Source organism: Humibacter soli (assembly GCF_054779035.1).
The window spans coordinates 55552-74124 of sequence record NZ_BAAGYX010000001.1; the positions used below are offsets into that span (position 1 = coordinate 55552).

The following is an 18573-nucleotide window of genomic DNA, read 5'->3' on the forward strand; positions in this document are numbered from 1 at the left end:
CAGTCATGCCTCTCAACCGCCGTTGCCGGTCTTGGTGTTGTTGCTGTTGCCCTTGCCACCGGTGCTCTTCACCTGAATCTGCACCTTCGCGCCTGGCAAGGCCGCCGTGCCGGCAGCCGGGTCGGTGCCGGTGACGGTGCCGTCGTTGCCGCTGGCCTGTGGATCGAATCCCGCGGCCTTGAGAGTGGCGATCGCGTCCGCGACTGACTTACCCGTCACGTCGGGTATCGCGGTCATGTTGCCCTTCGAGATGTACACCGTCACCGGAGTGCCGATGCCCGTGGTCGATCCGGCAGGCGGGTTGGTGCCTGCTACCGTGCCGGCCGGCTGCGGTGAATCGACGGGTCCGCCGTCCTGGTACTGCAGGCCGAGGTTCTCCAGCGTGGTCTGGGCGTCGGCGGCGGACTTGCCGCCCACGTCGGGAACCGTGATCTGCTTCGCCTGCAGAACCGAACCGGTCGGCTGCGGGAAGGCGGCGCCGCCGTACGCGGCGTTGAGCGCCGCGATGATCGGCTTGGCCACGTAGAGCTTGGCGTCACGTCCGTAGATGCCGTTGAGGTAGAGGTCGCCGAAGTTCACCCAGGCCTGGTTGGTCTGCATGGTCTGACCGACCCAGGTGGCCTGCGCCACCTTCGTGGTCGACGAGACGAACCAGTTCTGCGCCGCGTTGTCGGTCGTACCCGTCTTGCCCATGATGGGAACGCCGTCATAAGGATTGGCGATCGTTCCCGTTCCGCCTGTGAGCACGCCCTGCAGCGCGCGGATCGCGCCGGCCGCCACGTTCGGGTCCACGCCCTGCGTGCACTTGGTGGGCGTCACGGGCAGCGCCTTGCCGCTGGGGTCGACGATCTTGTCGATGCCGACAGGGGTGCACCACTTGCCGCCATTGGCAATGCCCGCGTAGGCGGTGGCCAACGTCAGCGGGGAGATGTCATTGGTTCCGAGGATCGTGGCCGGGCTGCCCTGCAGGGTGTTCGGAACCTGGTTGCCGTTCTCATCCCAGGTGAAGGGGAGCGCAGGGTGAATGCCCATGTCGAGCGCCGTCTGGCGGATGCCGCACAGGTCGAGCCTGGTGCCCATCACCGCGAAGGCGGTGTTCACCGACTCCGCAGTCGCCGTGGAGACGCTCATGTTGCCGCCCTCGCCCGCGGTGTCGTTGCCGACGGTCCAAGTCGCGGTCGGCGCAGCATCGGGGCAGGTGGTGTGCCATCGGCTGGCCGGGAACGTGGTCGTCCCCGTCGGCGCGTTGACGTAGTCGTTGATCGAGTGGCCCTCCTTGAGCCAGTCGAGCAGCGTGAAGGCCTTGTACGTCGATCCGGTCTGGAATCCACCCGAGCCACCGTCGTTGTAGTCGGTGTTGTAGTTGATCCCGGTGGAGTTGGGGTCGGTCGACGAGGTCGCCGTGTAATTGGTGTTCTGCACCATCGTCACGACGCGACCGGTGTTCAACTCGACGGAGACGTTCGATCCGCCCAACGCCACGCCGGGCATCGACGCCGGCACCACAGAGCTCAACGAGTTCTGGGCGACCGCCTGCAAGTCGAGGTTCAGCGGCGTGTAGATCTTCAGTCCGCCGGCGCGAAGCAGGGCATCCCGCGCATCGGCGGTCTTCGCCAGGCCGGTGTCGTCTTGAATGAGGTGCTGCACCCAGTCGCAGTAGTACGCGGCCTGGTACTGGGCCGCGGTCTCACAGCCGTTGGGCTGCGGTGTGATCTTGGGCGTGATCTTCGTCTTGACCGCCGCGTCGTACTGCGCCTTCGTGATCTTGTGATCCTTCAGCATGCTGCGCAGAACGTAGTCGCGACGAGCAAGGGTCCGCGCGAATCCGTTGGAGGCGTTGTTCGCCTTGTTGGTGGCCTTGTCCTGGTCGATGCGCAGGTTGGCCGGGTTGTTCAGAATGGCCACCAGCGTCGCCGCCTGCGGCAGCGTGAGGGTCTTGGCCGAGGCGCCGAAGTAGTACTGGGCAGCCGACTGCACGCCGTAGACCGTGCCGCCGAATCCGGCGATGTTCAGGTAGCCCTTGAGGATGTCGTTCTTGGAGTACTTCTTCTCAAGACCGATCGACTGCTTCATCTCCTCGACCTTGCGGGAGATCGACGGAGCTGTCGCGTCGAGGTAGCAGTTCTCGTACTTCTTGTCTTGCGCGTCCTGCTGCTTCTTCTGCAGGGCGTCGAGCTGCTTCTGCTGATCCGCGGTCGGCGTGCCGCCGCCCTTGAGCGTCGGCGCCGGAACGACGATGTTCAGCTTCTCGCACTTCTGAACCTTGACGTTCTTCACGTACTGCTGCGTGATGGATGACCCACCAGCAGTGGTCTTGTGCAGGATGCCCGTCAGCACGATGGCCTTCGCTGTGCCCTGGAGGTCGATGCCGCCGTGCTCGTAGAAGCGCGGGTCTTCCGTGGCGACCGTCGCGTCCTTCATCACCTGAGCGATGTCATCCCAGCCGACCTCGACGCGGTTCTGCGAGTAGAAGGTCGCAATCGCGACCTCTTTGCCGCCCTTGGTGGCGTAGATGGTGGAGTTCTGGGGGAGCGCTTCGATCTGCAAGTACTCGGGGAGGCCGTCGAACGCGCCGATGCTGTCGTTCGCGGCCATTCCGGTGACGGCGATCGCCGGGGTCACCGCTGCTGTCACAAGAAGGCCGGCGACGACGCTCATACCAATGAACGCGCCGAGGGCGCCGAGCGCACCTCTAGCCGTGGGTTTTCGGGCAGACATGCGGGCCAGGCTATCGGCCTAACCTGGCAAAACCCGCATGCCGGTACCCACTTTCGACACAGTCACGGCCAGTGGCCGCCTGGGGACGACAAGATACGTGGGCTCGGCGGAGCATCCGTGATGGGATTGGGGATGCGTCTCACGGGGTGCTGACAACCGGTCGTGCGAGCGCTGCGGCCCGCAGCAGGGCGTCGAGGATGACACAAGAGAAGAGGAACAGATGCGTCGCTGGGAATACCTGACCACGCCGCTGATCGTGCATAACACGGCGGCGATCTTGAACAACTGGGGCTCCGAGGGCTGGGAGCTGGTGCAGGTCGTCACCGGTCCGGAGGGTGGGCTGGTGGCCTACCTCAAGCGTCCGGTGGAGGACGACTGATGGGCGCAGAGGCACGGCTCGCGGAGCTCGGCATCGACCTGCCGGATGTGGTGCCGCCCGTCGCGGCCTACGTGCCCGCCCTTGTGAACGGCTCGCTCGTATACACCGCCGGTCAGCTGCCGATGGTCTCCGGTGCGCTGCCCGCCACAGGCAAGGTCGGCGACGGCCACGGGCTCGTCCCTGCTGATGACGCACAGCAGCTCGCCCGCGTGGCGACGCTGAACGCCCTGGCCGCCGTGAAGTCGGTTCTCGGATCGCTCGACCGGGTGACCCGGATCGTCAAGGTCACCGGATTCGTGGCATCCGACCCGTCGTTCACCGGGCAGCCGGGTGTCGTCAACGGAGCATCGCTGTTGCTGGGCGAGGTCTTCGGCGACGCGGGCAAGCACGCCAGGTCGGCAGTCGGGGTCTCCGTGCTGCCGCTGGATGCCCCCGTCGAGGTGGAGCTGATAGTCGCGTTCGAGTAGCGACAGTCCGCAGGTCGAGTAGCGGGTTCCTGCGGCGCGCTACTCGACCAGCGGTCAACTCAGTCCTCGGAGGGTGCCGAGCCCGTGAGCTTCTCGGTGATGATCGACATCACCGTGGTGTCCGCGAGTGTCGTCGTGTCGCCGACGGGGCGCCCTTCCGCGACATCCCGGAGCAGGCGGCGCATGATCTTGCCGCTGCGGGTCTTCGGCAGCTCCTCGACGACGTAGATGTCGCGCGGACGGGCGATCGCACCGATCTGCTGCGAGACGTGCGTGCGAAGCTCGGCGTTGACATCCACGGCCGCCGCGGCCTCGCGCTGGTTGCCCTTGATGATGACGAACGCCACGACGGCCTGCCCTGTCGTCTCGTCTGAGGCGCCGACGACGGCCGATTCGGCGACGAAGGGGTGCGCGACGAGCGCAGACTCGATCTCCGCCGTCGACAACCGGTGCCCAGACACGTTCATCACGTCGTCGACGCGGCCCATCAGCCAGATCTCGCCGTCCATGTCACGACGTGCGCCGTCGCCGGCGAAGTAGACGTCGCCGAACTTGGCCCAGTAGGTCTCCTTGTAGCGCTCAGGGTCGCCCCAGATGCCGCGCAGCATCGACGGCCACGGCTCGGTGATGACGAGCAGGCCACCCTGGTCGGCGCCGACCGGCACGCCGGAGTCCGTGACGACATCCACCGAGATGCCCGGAAGCGGCACCTGCGCGCTGCCCGGCTTGAGGGTTGTGACGCCCGGCAGCGCCGAGACCATGATGCTTCCGGTCTCGGTCTGCCACCACGTGTCGACCACAGGCGTGCGGTCGCTTCCGATGACCTCGCGGTACCAGATCCACGCCTCGGGGTTGATGGGCTCGCCGACCGAACCGAGCACGCGCAGCGACGACAGGTCGTACTGCTGCGGAATCTGCCTGCCCTGCTTCATGAACGAGCGGATGGCCGTCGGAGCCGTGTAGAAGATGCTGACCTTGTACTTCTCGATGAGCTCCCACCAGCGTCCGGGCTTCGGGAACTCAGGGGTGCCTTCGTAGAGCACCTGGGTAGCACCGTTGGCGAGCGGGCCGTAGACCACGTAGGTGTGTCCGGTGACCCAGCCGATGTCGGCCGAGCACCAGTAGACATCGGTCTCGGGGTGCAGGTCGAAGACGTTCTTGTGCGTGTAGGCGGACTGGGTGAGGTATCCGCCCGAGGTGTGCACGATGCCCTTCGGCTTACCGGTCGTGCCGCTCGTGTAGAGGATGTACAGCGGGTGCTCTGCTGCGAACGGCTTCGCCTCGTGGTCGGCATCCACCAGCGGCATCTCCTCGTGCCACCACAGGTCACGGCCGTCGACCCACTCGACGTCGTTGCCGCCGCGGCGCACGACGAGCACCCTCTCGACGTTCGTGCCGCCGTCGGCGAGCGCGGCATCCACCGCGTTCTTGAGCGGGAAGACCGATCCCTTGCGGTAGCCGCCGTCTGCCGTGATGACCAGCTTCGCGTTGGCGTCGTCGATGCGCTGGCGCAGGCTCTCTGCGCTGAAGCCGCCGAAGACGACGGAGTGGATGGCGCCGATGCGCGCGATCGCGAGCATCGCCACGACGGCCTCGGGGATCATCGGCATGTAGACGGCCACACGGTCGCCCTCGCGCACGCCGAGGCTGGTGAGCAGGTTCGCGGCGCGCTTGACGTCCGCTGTCAGCTCGGCGTAGGTGATGGTGCGGGTGTCACCGGGCTCACCCTCCCAGTGGATCGCAACCCGGTCGCCGTTGCCCGCGAGCACATGGCGGTCGAGGCAGTTGTATGCGACGTTCAGCTCGCCGTCGTCGAACCACTTCGCGAAGGGCGGGTTCGACCAGTCGAGCGTGCGGGTGAACGGCTTGTGCCAGTGCAGCAGCTCGCGAGACTGGTTCGCCCAGAACGCGAGCCGATCCTTCGCGGCCTCCTCGTAGAGCTCGGCGTCGGCGACGGCGTTCGCGACGAACTCCGGGTCGGGCGCGAAACGGCGCGACTCGTGCAACAGGTTGTCGATCGTGTCTGAAGACATGGAATTCGCTCCTTCGCGAGGTGTGTCAAGGGGCGGCTGGCACAACGCATCCGACGATACCGGTTGGCCGCCCGCCCGTGCGACGGCCAGCGTCACACGAGACGCACACCTGTCGTTCAGACCTTTAACCGCGGTGTGAAAAAACCCTCTTGCGCAACCCCCCTAATGGCGTACACTATCGATCGGCCGAATGATAATTCTGGCGTGCGGCGAGCGCGGTTCCCCCCAATCCCTCGTCGCTGAGGCGGCACCTGTTCCCCCCAATAGGTGCCGCCCCTTGCTTTAACTGGCGCCTCTGTCGCCACCATCTGGGCGCCTCAGCAGCTCGGCTATCTGGCCGCCTCAGCAGCTCGGCTATCCGGCCGGCTCGGCAGCTCGGCAGCTCGGCCATCCGGCCGGCTCGGCAACTCGGCCATCCGGCCTCCCCGGCCAGCGCGGCGCGAAAACAGCAGTGGTCGCGCTCTCGCGCCGACAACAGCAGGATGTCTGCTGTTCTAGGCGACATCTGCTGTTTCTGAGACGGTGGCGAGAGGGCGGATGCTGAGCGGCGGACAGCGTAGGAGGCTGCTGGCGTAAGGACGACTTGTCCTCCCCAACTGGGCACGGTCGTAGGTACTCCACGCATCGGCCGACGGCGCCCCCGACACGCCACCCCGGAACATAGCGTCGCCGCATGCCGGCCTCCTCCAGCACCCGCCCCGCTCCTGTGCCGTTCGTGCCCGCGCCCGAGGATGCCGGGGACGCCGCACCGCTGAGCGACGACGCGGGGCCGCCCGTAGGTGTGCGCCAGATGCACACGATTCCCTCAGCAGGGGACGGCGGGTCATCCACCGACGACCCGAGCAGGACGGGGGGCGTCGGAGGGCCGGACTGGACCGCATTCGGACCGCTTGCCCCCTTCGTGGCGGGCGACGGCGTCACCGATGTCTTCGTGAACGGCCAGGCGGGCCTCTGGGTCGATGCGGGTTCCGGCGCGGTTCGCCATCCGTCGTGGTCGTGCGACGAACGGTCGCTGCGCGCGCTCGCCGTTCGGCTTGTGGCGCTCGGAGGACGGCACGTCGACGAGGCGAACCCATGCGTCGACGTGCGGCTTGCTGGGGGCATCCGCATTCACGTGGTGCTTCCCCCGGTCTCCACGACAGGCACACTGGTCTCGATCCGAGTGCCGCGCCAGGTCAGGTTCACGCTCGAGCAGTTGGACGCCGCAGGCATGCTGGGACCGCACCGACCTCGCATCGAGCGGGCAGTGCTCGACCGCGCCAACCTGCTCATCACTGGCGCGGGCGGGACGGGCAAGACCACCCTGCTGTCCGCGCTGCTCGCCACGGCTCCCGAACATGAGCGCATCGTCTGCATCGAGGATGTGGCCGAACTTCACGTGCGGCATCCGCACGTCGTCGCCCTCGAGGCGAGACAGGCCAACCTCGAGGGCGCGGGCGGAATCGGGCTAGATCGGCTCGTGCGGGAAGCTCTGCGCATGCGACCCGACCGCCTGGTGGTCGGTGAGTGCCGGGGTGCGGAGGTTCGAGAGCTCATGTCCGCGCTCAACACGGGCCACGACGGCGGTGCCGGAACGCTGCACGCCAATTCGATGAACGACGTTCCTGCCCGGCTCGAAGCCCTCGGTGCGCTCGCAGGGATGGACGCCTCGGCTCTCGCACGCCAGGCCGTGAGCGCCTTCGATCTCGTCGTTCATCTGCAACGCGAGCGAGGCGTGCGCACCGTCTCGGGATGCGCGACCCTGGCGTGCGACCCCGTTGGACGACTGATCGTGCGCGAGGTCGATCCGTGAGTGGACAGCCGGACGGCCTCAGGCGACGAAGGAAGCGCCCTCCGGTCGAGTCCGTAGCGGATGTCGCACAGCGCCTTGCTGTACTGCTTGCGGCCGGTGTGTCGCCGACTGCGGCGTGGCAGTTCCTCTCCGAGTCGGCCGCCTCAGAGGCGACCGCCAAGCGTCGTGACGATGGTCGCACCGTCGGGACCGGTGCCGTGGTGACGACTAGGGAGATCATCGCCGCGGCCGCCGTCACGGCGTCGCGCGGCGGAGACGTGGCGAGGTCGATCTCGTCGTCCGTGGATCGCCCCGCCGGCGACCGTGCGAGATCCCGTCGGGACGACCAGTCCGCCGTGCGGAGCGCGTGGTCCGGACTGGCCGCCGCGCTCCGGGTCGCCACCGAGTCGGGAACTCCGATGGCGGAGGCTCTTCGCGTGCTCGCGGGAGCCCTCCGCGATGTGGGTCAGACCCAACGTGATCGTGCCGTGGCGCTCGCAGGTCCCGGGGCGACGGCGCGCACGGTCATCGCGCTCCCCGTCGTCGGGCTGCTCTTCGGCGCGGGACTCGGGTTCGACACGCTGCACATCCTCTTCGCTACGGCGGCCGGCATCGGGTGTCTCATCGTCGGCGTCGTTCTCATGCTGCTCGCCCACCTCTGGAATCGTGCCCTCGTGAGGCGCGCCACGCCTCGCGAGAGCATGCCCGGCCTGGCGCTCGAGCTCGTCGCCATGGCAATGGGCGGCGGTGGCTCCGTGCCGGCAGCCGTGACCCGAGCGACAGACGCGTGCGTCGACTTCGGGCTGGATCCGCCGTCGGATGACGCGGTGCGCCCGGTGCTCACCCTCGCCGAGCGGGCCGGAGTCGGCGCCGTCGAGCTGTTACGCGCCGAGGCGGAGCAGCTCAGACGCGACGCACGCAGCAGCGCCCAAGAGGCCTCGGCCTCGCTCGCCGTGCGACTGATGGCACCGCTGGCGGTGTGCGTGCTGCCAGCGTTCATGTTGCTCTCGGTCGCCCCGCTCGTGATGTCCATCCTGTCGTCCACACTCGGAGGCCTCTGATGGCTGCGCACCGAAACGTCCAACGCGATCCCGTGACCGCCGCGCGACGAGCAGGCTCGAGTCAGTTCGAGCCACCAGAGCATCCACGACAAAGGAGAAGCACATGTCCACATCGCGATTGACCGCTGCGGAGAGGGCGGTATCCCTACTGCGACGCGCTTGGAAGGATGACAGCGGGTCGGCGACTGCCGAGTACGCCGTCGCCACGATGGCGGCAGTCGGGTTCGCAGGGCTGCTGGTGCTGATCCTGCGCGGAGACGAGGTGCGGGGCATCCTCACCGACCTCATCAGGCGCGCACTGACGGTGGCGGGCTGAGATGCGCGCCAACGTCATCCGGAGCGAGGCGGGCAGCGTGACCGCGGAGTTCGCCGCCGTCGTGCCCGCCCTTTTGCTGGTGCTCGCCTTCTGCCTCGGAGCGGTGCAGGTGGTCGTACAGCAGTCCAGGCTCACGGATGCCGCGGCCGACGGCGCGAGAGCCATCGCTCGCGGCGACGGGGTGAGTACGGCCGATGCGAACGTGCGCGGGGCGGTGGGCAGCGCTTCGGTCGCTGTCGATCGCGCGGGCGACTACGTCTGCGTCACCGCGAGCCAGCAGGCAGCCGGCCCGGCGGCGTTGACCGGGTTGAGCGTGAGCGGAAAGGGATGCGCCCTTGGTGATGACGAGACGGGCGCGAGCGGGGGAGTCGACGGATGAGCAGGGGGGCGCTCGCGGGCGAGAGAGGCTCGGCAAGCGTAGCTGTGATCGGTCTGCTCGCAGCCCTGTTAGCTGTCAGCGTCGCAGCAGTCGGCGTGTGCGGGCTTCTCGCGACGAAGCAACACGTCTCGGCCGCCGCCGATGCCGCGGCACTGGCTGCGGCGGATGCCGCGAGCGGGCGCGTCGAGGGATATCCATGCGACCGTGCAGGAAGGGCAGCAGGACTCAACGGAGCATCCCTACTGTCATGTCAGGTCGACGGCCTCGTCGTCGTCGTGAGCGCAGGCGCTACGGTCGCCGGTGTGCCGATCACGGTCTGGGCGCGGGCCGGACCCTCAAGAGATCAGTCGAAGACCGCCTCGATGAATCGGTAGTCCACGGCCGAGGGGCGATCCGACGCGCCGGAGTCCGACGCGTACTCGAGACCTCCCGACCGCGTGTACACGTATCGCTTCTGGCCGCCGCCGGCGGGGATCTCGAGCCTCGGCTGCGGCTCTCCGGAATCGAGGAAATCTGTGGTGACGGTCTTTCCCTCGAGCGGGCCGTCGGTCAGCTTCGCGGTGTAAGCGCCGCCAGATGATGTACCCATATCGCCATTGTCCCCTCGCTGGTGCGGGGGTCAACCCCAGGTGCGAGGTGGAATCCGTGATTGCCGCGAGGCGCGATCCATGATTAGGCAGTCGAGCGGAGAACGTGTGTATGGTGTGCCTGATGAGCGGCGCTGCTCAGCTGAAGAGCGAGCGGCAGGCCCACATCAGGGGCGAAAGCGGGGGCGATCGGCAGGTGCGACGACGCCGCATTCGGTCTGAAGCGCCAGTCGACCTCAACCGACCTGCATCGCAGGTCCGACAGCATTCAGCACGGGAACAACAGGACTCAGCAGAGGAATAGGGAGAAAGGTGCCAGGAAACAAGCTGGTCATCGTCGAGTCGCCGACCAAGGTCACTTCGATCAAGAAGTACTTGGGCGACGGCTACACGGTGGAGGCCTCGGTCGGCCACATCCGCGACCTCATCGAGCCGAAGGACATTCCGGCCGAGAAGAAGCGTGGCGCCTTCGGCCAGTTCGGCGTCGACATCGACAACGACTTCGAGCCCTATTACGTGGTGTCCGATCGAGCCCGAAAGACCGTTGCGAACCTGAAGCGGGCACTCAAGGGTGCCGACGAGCTCCTGCTCGCCACTGATGAAGACCGCGAGGGTGAGGCCATCGCGTGGCACCTTCTCGAAGAGCTCAAGCCGAAGGTCCCCGTCAAGCGCATGGTGTTTCACGAGATCACCAAGGAAGCCATCGAGAAAGCGCGTGAGAACACCCGCGACCTCGACATGGCGCTGGTGGATGCTCAGGAGACCAGGCGGATCCTCGATCGTCTCTACGGCTACGAGGTGTCGCCCGTGCTGTGGCGCAAGGTGCGCCAAGGGCTTTCGGCGGGTCGCGTGCAGTCGCCCGCAACGAGGCTGATCGTCGATCGTGAGCGGGAGCGCATGGCGTTCGTCGCCGCGTCGTATTGGGACCTGATCGCCCAGTTCGCACCTGCCGCCGACGAGTCGACGTTCGAGTCGCGGCTGGCACGGGTGAACGGCGAACGCGTTGCGTCGGGGCGCGACTTCGACGACCGCGGACGACTCACCGGCCAGGCCACCGTCTTCGATGAGACGTCGGCGCGTGCGCTCGCCGATGCCGTCACCGCGCCGACGACGGCCATTGCCGTCTCGAAGCTCGAGACCAAGCCGTACTCGCGTCGGCCGGCAGCGCCCTTCACCACGTCGACCTTGCAGCAGGAGGCGGCTCGTAAGCTTCGCTTCACGGCCAGGCAGACCATGAGCGTTGCCCAGTCGCTGTACGAGAACGGGCACATCACCTACATGCGCACCGACTCGCCGTCGCTCTCCACTCAGGCGATCAATGCCGCACGAGCTCAGGCGACAGCTCTCTATGGCGCCGACTCGCTTCCCGACAAGCCTCGCGTGTACACGGGCAAGAGCAAGAACGCCCAGGAGGCCCACGAAGCGATTCGCCCAGCGGGCGAGGACTGGCGTACACCGGCGGCCATGGCGTCCACACTGCGCGGCAACGACCTTCGGCTGTACGAGCTGATCTGGAAGCGCACCGTCGCGTCGCAGATGGCCGACGCCAAGGGCCAGACGGCGTCCGTCACGATCGAGGCGACCGTGCACGAGGGTGCTCTCGACGGCACGATCGCCGAGTTCACCGCGAGCGGCACCGTCATCACGTTCCGCGGGTTCCTGCAGGCCTATGAAGAAGGACGCGATGAGGAGCGCAACGCGGATGCTGCGGCAACCGACGCGAAGCTGCCGCCGCTGAAGGAAGGCCAGACCCTCGTCGTCGGTGACGTCGAGGCGAAGGGGCACGAGACCACGCCTCCGCCGCGTTACACCGAGGCGAGCCTGGTGAAGCGGCTCGAGGAGCTCGGGGTCGGACGCCCATCGACCTACGCGGCGATCATCTCCACCATCGTCGACCGCGGATACGTGTCGGCGCAGGGTCAGGCCCTCGTTCCGAACTGGATCGCCTTCGCCGTCGTCCGACTGCTCGAAGACCACTTCGGCGACCTCGTCGAGTACGACTTCACAGCGGAGCTCGAAGACGACCTCGACCGCATCGCCGACGGCGAGGAGACGCGCGCCACCTGGCTGAAGGGCTTCTACTTCGGCAGCGACAGCCACCGCGGGCTGCGTACCGTTGTCGACAACCTCGGTGAGATCGATGCCAGAGAGATCAACTCCGTGCGCATCGCCGACGACATCACGCTGCGCATCGGTCGGTACGGCCCGTACCTCGAGGTGATCGACCCCGACGCGGCAGCCGATGCGACTCCGCGTCGCGTGAACATCCCGCAGGAGCTCGCGCCCGACGAGCTCACCGTGACCAAGGCGCGGGAGCTCATCGAAGCACCCGTGCAGTCCGACCGTGAGCTCGGCGTCAACCCCGACAACGGAAAGCTGGTCGTCGTGAAAGACGGCCGGTTCGGGCCGTACGTCACCGAGCTCGAAGCCGAACTCGCTCCGGTCGGTGCTGCCATCGACATCACGGATGCCGTCGACGAGGTCGTCGACCTCGAGACCGGCGAGGTCGTGCCGGCGAAGAAGAAGGCCACGAAAGCCAAGACCTCCAAGGCCGTCGAGAAGCCTCGAACGGCATCCCTCTTCAAGAGCATGGATCCGGCCACCATCGATCTCGACACCGCGCTGAAGCTGCTCGGCCTTCCTCGCACCGTCGGAGAGGATCCGGAGAGCGGCGAGCCGATCCTGGCCCAGAACGGCCGGTACGGCGCTTACCTCAAGAAGGGTGCCGACACCAGGTCGCTGACCGGCGAGGACGCGATCTTCGATATCGACCTCGCTGGAGCGCTCGAACTCTTCGCTCAGCCCAAGTACGGTGCACGCCGCGCCTCCAGCGCGTTGAAGGAGTTCGAGGCCGACCCCGTCAGTGGCAAGCCGATCCGGGTGAAGGACGGTCGTTTCGGCCCATACGTGACCGACGGCGAGACGAACGCGACGATTCCGCGTGGCGACTCCGTCGAGGAGATCGACTTCGAGCGCGCAGTGCAGCTGCTCGCCGACAAGCGTGCAAAAGGCCCGGCCAAGCGCGCCACCGGTGGACGGCGGACCGCGGCGACCAAGGCCGCGGCCAAGACGACCGCGGCCAAGACGACTGCTGCGAAGTCGACCGCGACAAAGACGGCTGCGACCAAGACGACCGCGACCAAGACGGCTGCGACCAAGACCTCCGCGGCCAAGGCCACGGGCACGAGGTCCACGGCTGCCAAGTCGACCGCGCGGTCCACGGCGGCGAAGTCGACGCCTGCGACGTCGGCGACTGCGAAGTCCACCACGGCGAAGACGACCTCGTCGGCGGCGACGAAGTCCACGACGGCGACAAGACGCACGACGACCGCCCGGAAGACCGCCGGATCGACCGGCGCCGACTCGTGACCGACGCGACCGCAGAGGCGGGCAGCAGTACCACCGGTCGCGGTCTGTTCATCACGTTCGAGGGCGGTGACGGCTCTGGCAAGTCCACGCAGGCATCCCTGTTGTACGAGCACCTCGTCGAGTCGGGCCGGGCCGCCCTGCACACCAGGGAACCGGGGGGCACGGAGGTCGGTCACGAAATCCGCGAGCTCGTCCTGCACCATCGCGGTGACATCGTTCCCCGCGCCGAGGCGCTCCTGTACGCGGCGGACCGCGCACATCACATCGCGACGGTGGTCCGACCCGCGCTGGAAGCCGGGACGATCGTCGTGCAGGACCGCTACCTCGACTCGTCGGTCGCCTATCAGGGCGTCGGGCGTGAGCTCGATCCCGTCGAGGTGCGCGAGCTGTCGCTGTGGGCGACGCAGAACCTGCTGCCCGACCTGACAGTGCTCCTCGACATCGACGAGGCGGATGCCAGGGGGCGACTCGACGCCGCGAACAAGCGCTTCGACCGGCTGGAGGCGCAGGGCGCAGAGTTCCACGCCAGGGTGCGAACGGCGTTCCTCGCCCTGGCCGAGGTGGAGAAGGAACGGTTCTTCGTCGTAGACGGCAGCGAGCCCGTCGAGGCGCTCGCAGCACGGATCGCAGCCCACGTCGACGCGCTCATCGCAAGCCCAGCAGCGGCACACGCCGTTGACAGCGGCTCCCTGTAGCGTCGAAGCATGCCAACGCAGACCTCGACCTCGGTATGGGACGACCTGACCGGGCAACCCGAGGCGATCGAGACGCTGCGTGCCGCGGCAGGCTCGGCGGCATCCTCTGCCATGACCCATGCCTGGCTGATCACGGGCCCTCCCGGGTCGGGGCGCTCCAACCTGGCATTCGCGTTCGCCGCAGCGCTGCTCAGTTCCGACGGGCCCGACGGTGACGAGGGCACGACGCGCGAGGTACAGGCGCGAACGCATCCCGACCTCACGGTGCTGAGCACCGAGCGTGTCATCATCTCGATCGACGAGGTGCGCACGCTGGTCTCGAGTTCACAGTTCTCGCCATCCGTCAGCCACTACCGGGTGATGGTCATCGAAGACGCCGACCGCATGTCGGAACGCACGTCGAACGTGCTGCTCAAAGCGCTCGAAGAGCCGCCGGAGCGCACCGTCTGGATTCTGTGCGCCCCCAGCGACGCCGATCTTCTGCCGACGGTTCGGTCCCGAGTGCGCACTGTGCGCTTGCGAGTCCCTTCGGTATCCGACGTCGCCGAGCTCATCGAGCGACGCGACGGGGTTCCGGCCGACGTCGCCGAGCGGGCGGCACGACACGCTCAGAGCCACATCGGCATGGCGCATCGGCTCGCCACCAACGACGAGGCTCGCAGCAGGCGTGAGGAGACCCTCGAGATCGCCCTCGGGGTCCGGTCGGTGGCCGATGTCGTCGCTGGAGCGGCAAGGTTGCTCGAGATCGCAGGAGCCGACGCGAAGGCGATCACCGAGGAGCGCGACGCGGAGGAGCGGGCGCACGCCCTGCAGTCCCTCGGGGTGCAGGAGGGCGGCGCCGTTCCCATGCAGCTCAGAGGACAGCTGCGCCAGCTCGAAGAGGACCAGAAGCGCCGCGCGACGCGCAGCCTGCGCGACGGGATCGATCGCATCCTCACCGACCTGCTGTCGCTGTACCGGGACATCCTCGTCGTGCAGCTCGGGGCGGGCACCGAGCTGGTGAACCTGGAGCTGGGGGAGCGGCTGAGGGCATCCGCGAGGTCATCCTCTGCCGCCAAGACGCTGGCGACCATGGATGCCATCCAGGAGGCCCGCGAACGTATCGACGGCAACGTGGCGCCAGCCCTCGCGCTCGAGGCCATGCTCGTCGTCGCGCGACGGCCGAGAGTTCTCGACGGAGCCGAAAGGGAGATTCGATGACGGCCAGAAGGCTGGCTCACTGGCGCACGGGTGCGGTCGCCGCGATCGTCGTGGTGCTCTGTGCGACGCTGAGCGGATGCTTTTCGACGTCGCGACTCCCGTCGACGTCGACGCCACATCCCGACAAGGTCTCGGCGGCGCTTGCGCCGTTCTACGAACAGCACATCGAGTGGAGCAACTGCGGGTCGTTCCAGTGCGCAGACATCAAGGCGCCGCTTAACTGGGATGACCCGAGTGCCGGAAGCGTCAAGCTCGCGCTGATCAGGCATTACGCGACGGGCAAGCGGCTCGGCTCGCTCCTGGTCAACCCGGGCGGGCCCGGCGGATCCGGTGTCGACTTCGTGCGCGACTCACTGAACTACGCCGTCGACAAGAACCTCCAGGAGCACTACGACATCGTCGGGTTCGACCCGCGCGGTGTCGGCCTGTCGACCGCTGTGAAGTGCTATGACCCGAAGCAGATGGACGACTATCTGTTCGGCATCACACCGGGCACGCGCGGATCCGATCAGTGGATCGCCGCCTCAACGCGCGAGGCGGCCAGCTTCGCCGCGGCGTGCAAGCAGAACACCGGCGCCCTGCTCGGCAAAGTGGGAACGACCAGCGCCGCGAAAGACCTCGACCTGATGCGCGCGGTGCTCGGCGACGCCAAGCTCAACTACCTCGGCTACTCGTATGGCACCCTGCTGGGTGCGACGTACGCGGGGCTGTACCCGAAGAACGTCGGACGCATGGTGCTCGACGGCGCACTCGACCCGTCGTCGACCAACTTCGACGTGAACCTCGGGCAGGCCAAGGGATTCGAGCAAGAACTGCGCGCCTACGTGACCGATTGCCTGACGCGCAAGGGATGCCCGTTCTCGGGCTCCGTCGACGACGCGCTCGGCACCATCTCCAAGATCCTGTCCACTCTCGACGCCAGTCCGATCCGCAACTCGGACGGCCGTGAGCTCGGCGCTGACACCATGGTCACCGCGATCATCTACCCGCTGTACGACTCGACGGCGTGGAGCGCTCTCGACAAGTTGTTCGACGATGTGATGGCCGGCAGCGCGCGGGTGGCGTTCATCCTCGCGGATGCGTACTACGACCGGTCCTCGGATGGCACCTATTCCGACAACTCGACGGAGGCGTTCACCGCCATCAACTGCCTCGACTACTCGGTCGACGCCGACCCCGCGAGCATGCGCGCGCAGGCCGCGGAGCTGGTGAAGGCCGCGCCGGTGATCGGACCGTACATGTCGTACGGCGACATCGGATGCGCCCAGTGGCCATACTCGCCGACGCGAACCGAGGCGCCGATCCACGCGGCGGGCGCGCCCCCGATCCTCGTCGTGGGAACGACGGGCGACCCCGCGACGCCGTATCCGTGGGCGAAGAGCCTCGCGAGCCAGCTCGACAGCGGGCACCTCATCACGTACCACGGACACGGACACACCGCGTACAACAAGTCGAACTCGTGCGTGAACGACGCCGTCGACGGCTTCTTCGTGAACGGTACGGTGCCGGCCAAGGATCCGCAGTGCTGACGCCGTGTGACGGTGTCTTAGACGACGCTTTGCACTGACTGCGATACTGGAGTGGTGACCATCACGAGTCCGGCCGACACAGTGCAGGGCGGAGTGCGTGAGCGTAAACGGATCGCGACACGCAACGCCATCCAGCGCGCTGTGCTGACCCTCGCACTGGAGCGCGGATTCGACGGTGTCACGGTAGAGGAGATCAGCCACGAGGCGGGGGTCTCGCCTCGTACGTTCTTCAACTACTTCCCGACCAAAGAGGCCGCCGTGATCGGCGATGTTCCCGCTGCGCCGACCGAAGCCGCCGTGGAGAGGTTCGTCCACGCGGGATCGAACCAGTCGCTCCTCGACGGCATCCGCGATCTGCTCCTCTCGTCGGTGATCGACTCACCCGACCTGGCAGACGCCGACATCGAGACGATGCGTCGCAAACTCTTGCGCGAGCATCCTCACCTCTTCACACTGCGGATGGCGAGCATGCGCCAGCTCGAGCAGCAGCTCGTCGACATCGCGGAGCAACGGCTCGTTCGGGATGACCCGATGCTGGGCCACGACCCGGAGCGACTGCACTCGCGTGCGCGGCTCGTGGCGTTCCTGGCCTTCGCGGCCATCAAGCACGCGTGGTCATGCTGGGCGGAGCACGGTGGTCGCGGCCCCCTCGGTGAGCGCCTCGGCGACACGTTCAGCGAGCTCGAGTCGCTGATTCAGAGCCACTGATCCGGAACCTTTGATTCAAAGCCACTGCCCCAGAACCGTCGAGGGCACGGTTGAAGTCGCCGGCCGCGTGGCTCGAGACATCTGCGGCGTCAGCGTGGTCGGATGCGCTCCACGAATCCGGTAAGCTAGCTTGCTGTGTGCGCGGGCAACCGTGTCACGCCGCCTTAGCTCAGTCGGCAGAGCGATTCACTCGTAATGAATAGGTCAAGGGTTCGATTCCCTTAGGCGGCTCCAAACGCAATGATGGTCCTCAGAGGGCCTTTCGACAGGCCCCGTGCGTGGTCGCCGTGATGGCGATCGGCTCGACGATCGGGGGACGATGAGCGACGTCAGATGGGGCATCCTGGGCACCGGCGGCATCGCCCACACGTTCACGAAGGACCTGGTCGACGACGGGCACATCGTCGCCGCAGTCGGGTCGCGCACCCACGGTCGCGCCGAGGCATTCGCCGACGAGTACGACATTCCGACCGCGTACGGCTCGTATCAGGAACTCGTCGCCGACGACAACGTGGACATCGTCTATATCGCGACGCCGCATCCGCAGCACGCGCCGAACGCCGAGCTCGCGCTCAACGCGGGCAAGCACGTGCTCGTCGAGAAGCCCTTCACCCTCAATGCGGCAGAGGCGAGTCGCGTCGTCGAACTCGCCGCGAGCAGGGGATTGCTCGTGCTCGAGGCGATGTGGACCAGGTTCCTGCCTCACGTCAGGCGCGTCCGCGAGCTCATCGCCGAGGGCACGCTCGGCCAGCTGCGCGAGTTCGCAGCCGACCACCATCAGCTGCTCCCGAGCGACCCGCACCACCGCATCAACGCCCTGGAACTGGGTGGGGGAGCGTTGCTCGATCTTGGCGTGTATCCGATCTCGTTCGCGTCGATGCTCTTCGGCGAGCCCGAGACGGTGCAGGCGTCGGCCCGATTCGGCCCGACGGGTGCGGACCTCGCCACCGCCACGGTCTTCGGCTACGGTGAGCGCGGGCTCGCCGTCACCCGCTGTGCGAGCGACCTGCGCGGAACCAACACCGCGACGATTCTCGGAACCGATGCCTGCATCGAAATCGATTCCGTGTGGCACACCCCCACGAGCTTCAGAGTCATCATGCGCGACGGTGAGGTCACCGAGGCGTACAAGTCCCGCATCACGGGCCGTGGCACGCAGTTCCAGGCTCGCGAGGCTGAGCGGCTGATCGAGGCGGGCCTTATCGCGAGCGAGATCATGCCGCCCGAAGAGTCGGTGTCGATCATGCGGACCATGGATGTCGTGCGTGAACGCATCGGACTGGTGTACCCGCACGAGCGACGCGCCTGAAGCTGAGGTCTGAGCCCGCAGCGCTGTTCCTTCACAGGTGCGCTCAGTAAAC

At 67.1% G+C, this 18573-nt stretch carries 16 protein-coding genes and 1 tRNA gene; 14 read left to right on the top strand and 3 right to left on the bottom strand.

Features of this window, described 5'->3' with window-relative positions; all coding sequences use genetic code 11:
* Nucleotides 1–12: 12 nt before the first annotated feature.
* On the bottom strand, nucleotides 13–2718 hold the full coding sequence (locus ACYVDN_RS00250; protein ID WP_460567270.1) for a transglycosylase domain-containing protein: 2706 nt from the start codon (nucleotides 2716–2718) through the stop codon (nucleotides 13–15).
* Nucleotides 2719–2938: 220 nt separating this feature from the next.
* Between ACYVDN_RS00250 and ACYVDN_RS00255 the strand changes: the two genes are divergently transcribed.
* Complete coding sequence (locus ACYVDN_RS00255; RefSeq protein WP_460567272.1) at nucleotides 2939–3097, top strand: DUF4177 domain-containing protein; 159 nt, start codon at nucleotides 2939–2941, stop codon at nucleotides 3095–3097.
* A complete protein-coding gene (locus tag ACYVDN_RS00260; protein ID WP_460567274.1) occupies nucleotides 3097–3564 on the top strand; it encodes a RidA family protein in 468 nt (155 codons plus the stop codon). Before ACYVDN_RS00255 ends, ACYVDN_RS00260 begins: the two co-directional genes overlap by 1 nt.
* Before the next feature lie 59 nt (nucleotides 3565–3623).
* Here ACYVDN_RS00260 and acs read toward each other — a convergent pair whose 3' ends face one another.
* Nucleotides 3624–5597: an acetate--CoA ligase gene (acs, locus tag ACYVDN_RS00265; protein ID WP_460567276.1), complete on the bottom strand. Its 1974-nt coding sequence runs from the start codon at nucleotides 5595–5597 to the stop codon at nucleotides 3624–3626.
* A gap of 673 nt (nucleotides 5598–6270) precedes the next feature.
* On the opposite strand from acs, the gene ACYVDN_RS00270 reads away from it, so the two are divergent.
* The 5 genes from ACYVDN_RS00270 (at nucleotide 6271) to ACYVDN_RS00290 (ending at nucleotide 9498) form a co-directional block, all read left to right on the top strand.
* Nucleotides 6271–7389, top strand: a complete 1119-nt coding sequence (locus ACYVDN_RS00270; RefSeq protein WP_460567278.1) for a P-loop NTPase family protein — start codon at nucleotides 6271–6273, stop codon at nucleotides 7387–7389.
* Nucleotides 7386–8429: a type II secretion system F family protein gene (locus tag ACYVDN_RS00275; RefSeq protein WP_460567280.1), complete on the top strand. Its 1044-nt coding sequence runs from the start codon at nucleotides 7386–7388 to the stop codon at nucleotides 8427–8429. The genes ACYVDN_RS00270 and ACYVDN_RS00275 overlap by 4 nt, the downstream gene beginning before the upstream one ends.
* Nucleotides 8430–8532: 103 nt before the next feature.
* Nucleotides 8533–8745 (top strand): DUF4244 domain-containing protein, encoded by a 213-nt coding sequence (locus tag ACYVDN_RS00280; protein WP_460567282.1) that lies wholly within the window; start codon nucleotides 8533–8535, stop codon nucleotides 8743–8745.
* 37 nt (nucleotides 8746–8782) lie between these two features.
* Nucleotides 8783–9124, top strand: a complete 342-nt coding sequence (locus tag ACYVDN_RS00285) for a TadE family type IV pilus minor pilin (RefSeq protein WP_460567284.1) — start codon at nucleotides 8783–8785, stop codon at nucleotides 9122–9124.
* Entirely contained in the window at nucleotides 9121–9498 is a 378-nt protein-coding gene (locus ACYVDN_RS00290) for an Rv3654c family TadE-like protein (protein ID WP_460567286.1), read from the top strand. The genes ACYVDN_RS00285 and ACYVDN_RS00290 overlap by 4 nt, the downstream gene beginning before the upstream one ends.
* Here the strand turns inward: ACYVDN_RS00290 and ACYVDN_RS00295 are convergent.
* On the bottom strand, nucleotides 9468–9713 hold the full coding sequence (locus tag ACYVDN_RS00295) for a hypothetical protein (protein WP_460567288.1): 246 nt from the start codon (nucleotides 9711–9713) through the stop codon (nucleotides 9468–9470). The two genes, ACYVDN_RS00290 and ACYVDN_RS00295, sit on opposite strands and share 31 nt — an antisense overlap.
* Nucleotides 9714–10023: 310 nt before the next feature.
* Between ACYVDN_RS00295 and topA the strand changes: the two genes are divergently transcribed.
* The 7 genes from topA (at nucleotide 10024) to ACYVDN_RS00330 (ending at nucleotide 18521) form a co-directional block, all read left to right on the top strand.
* Nucleotides 10024–13080: a type I DNA topoisomerase gene (topA, locus tag ACYVDN_RS00300; protein WP_460567290.1), complete on the top strand. Its 3057-nt coding sequence runs from the start codon at nucleotides 10024–10026 to the stop codon at nucleotides 13078–13080.
* Nucleotides 13077–13775 (top strand): dTMP kinase, encoded by a 699-nt coding sequence (tmk, locus tag ACYVDN_RS00305; protein ID WP_460567292.1) that lies wholly within the window; start codon nucleotides 13077–13079, stop codon nucleotides 13773–13775. The genes topA and tmk overlap by 4 nt, the downstream gene beginning before the upstream one ends.
* Before the next feature lie 9 nt (nucleotides 13776–13784).
* A complete protein-coding gene (locus ACYVDN_RS00310; protein ID WP_460567294.1) occupies nucleotides 13785–14975 on the top strand; it encodes a DNA polymerase III subunit delta' in 1191 nt (396 codons plus the stop codon).
* Nucleotides 14972–16504: an alpha/beta hydrolase gene (locus ACYVDN_RS00315; RefSeq protein ID WP_460567296.1), complete on the top strand. Its 1533-nt coding sequence runs from the start codon at nucleotides 14972–14974 to the stop codon at nucleotides 16502–16504. Before ACYVDN_RS00310 ends, ACYVDN_RS00315 begins: the two co-directional genes overlap by 4 nt.
* A gap of 54 nt (nucleotides 16505–16558) precedes the next feature.
* Entirely contained in the window at nucleotides 16559–17212 is a 654-nt protein-coding gene (locus ACYVDN_RS00320; protein WP_460567298.1) for a TetR/AcrR family transcriptional regulator, read from the top strand.
* A 158-nt stretch (nucleotides 17213–17370) separates the two neighbouring features.
* Nucleotides 17371–17446 (top strand) — tRNA-Thr (locus ACYVDN_RS00325).
* Nucleotides 17447–17531: 85 nt separating this feature from the next.
* The gene (locus tag ACYVDN_RS00330; RefSeq protein ID WP_460567300.1) at nucleotides 17532–18521 is read left to right on the top strand and encodes a Gfo/Idh/MocA family protein; all 990 of its coding nucleotides are present in this window, start codon (nucleotides 17532–17534) and stop codon (nucleotides 18519–18521) included.
* The last annotated feature ends 52 nt before the right edge of the window (nucleotides 18522–18573 follow it).

Coding starts and splice junctions, on each gene's coding strand:
- ACYVDN_RS00330 (WP_460567300.1), top strand. CDS start 17,532: ATGAGCGACGTCAGATGGGGCATCCTGGGCACCGGCGGCATCGCCCAC.
- ACYVDN_RS00260 (WP_460567274.1), top strand. CDS start 3,097: ATGGGCGCAGAGGCACGGCTCGCGGAGCTCGGCATCGACCTGCCGGAT.
- ACYVDN_RS00315 (WP_460567296.1), top strand. CDS start 14,972: ATGACGGCCAGAAGGCTGGCTCACTGGCGCACGGGTGCGGTCGCCGCG.
- ACYVDN_RS00270 (WP_460567278.1), top strand. CDS start 6,271: ATGCCGGCCTCCTCCAGCACCCGCCCCGCTCCTGTGCCGTTCGTGCCC.
- acs (WP_460567276.1), bottom strand. CDS start 5,597: ATGTCTTCAGACACGATCGACAACCTGTTGCACGAGTCGCGCCGTTTC.
- ACYVDN_RS00290 (WP_460567286.1), top strand. CDS start 9,121: ATGAGCAGGGGGGCGCTCGCGGGCGAGAGAGGCTCGGCAAGCGTAGCT.
- ACYVDN_RS00295 (WP_460567288.1), bottom strand. CDS start 9,713: ATGGGTACATCATCTGGCGGCGCTTACACCGCGAAGCTGACCGACGGC.
- ACYVDN_RS00250 (WP_460567270.1), bottom strand. CDS start 2,718: ATGTCTGCCCGAAAACCCACGGCTAGAGGTGCGCTCGGCGCCCTCGGC.
- ACYVDN_RS00310 (WP_460567294.1), top strand. CDS start 13,785: ATGCCAACGCAGACCTCGACCTCGGTATGGGACGACCTGACCGGGCAA.
- ACYVDN_RS00280 (WP_460567282.1), top strand. CDS start 8,533: ATGTCCACATCGCGATTGACCGCTGCGGAGAGGGCGGTATCCCTACTG.
- ACYVDN_RS00255 (WP_460567272.1), top strand. CDS start 2,939: ATGCGTCGCTGGGAATACCTGACCACGCCGCTGATCGTGCATAACACG.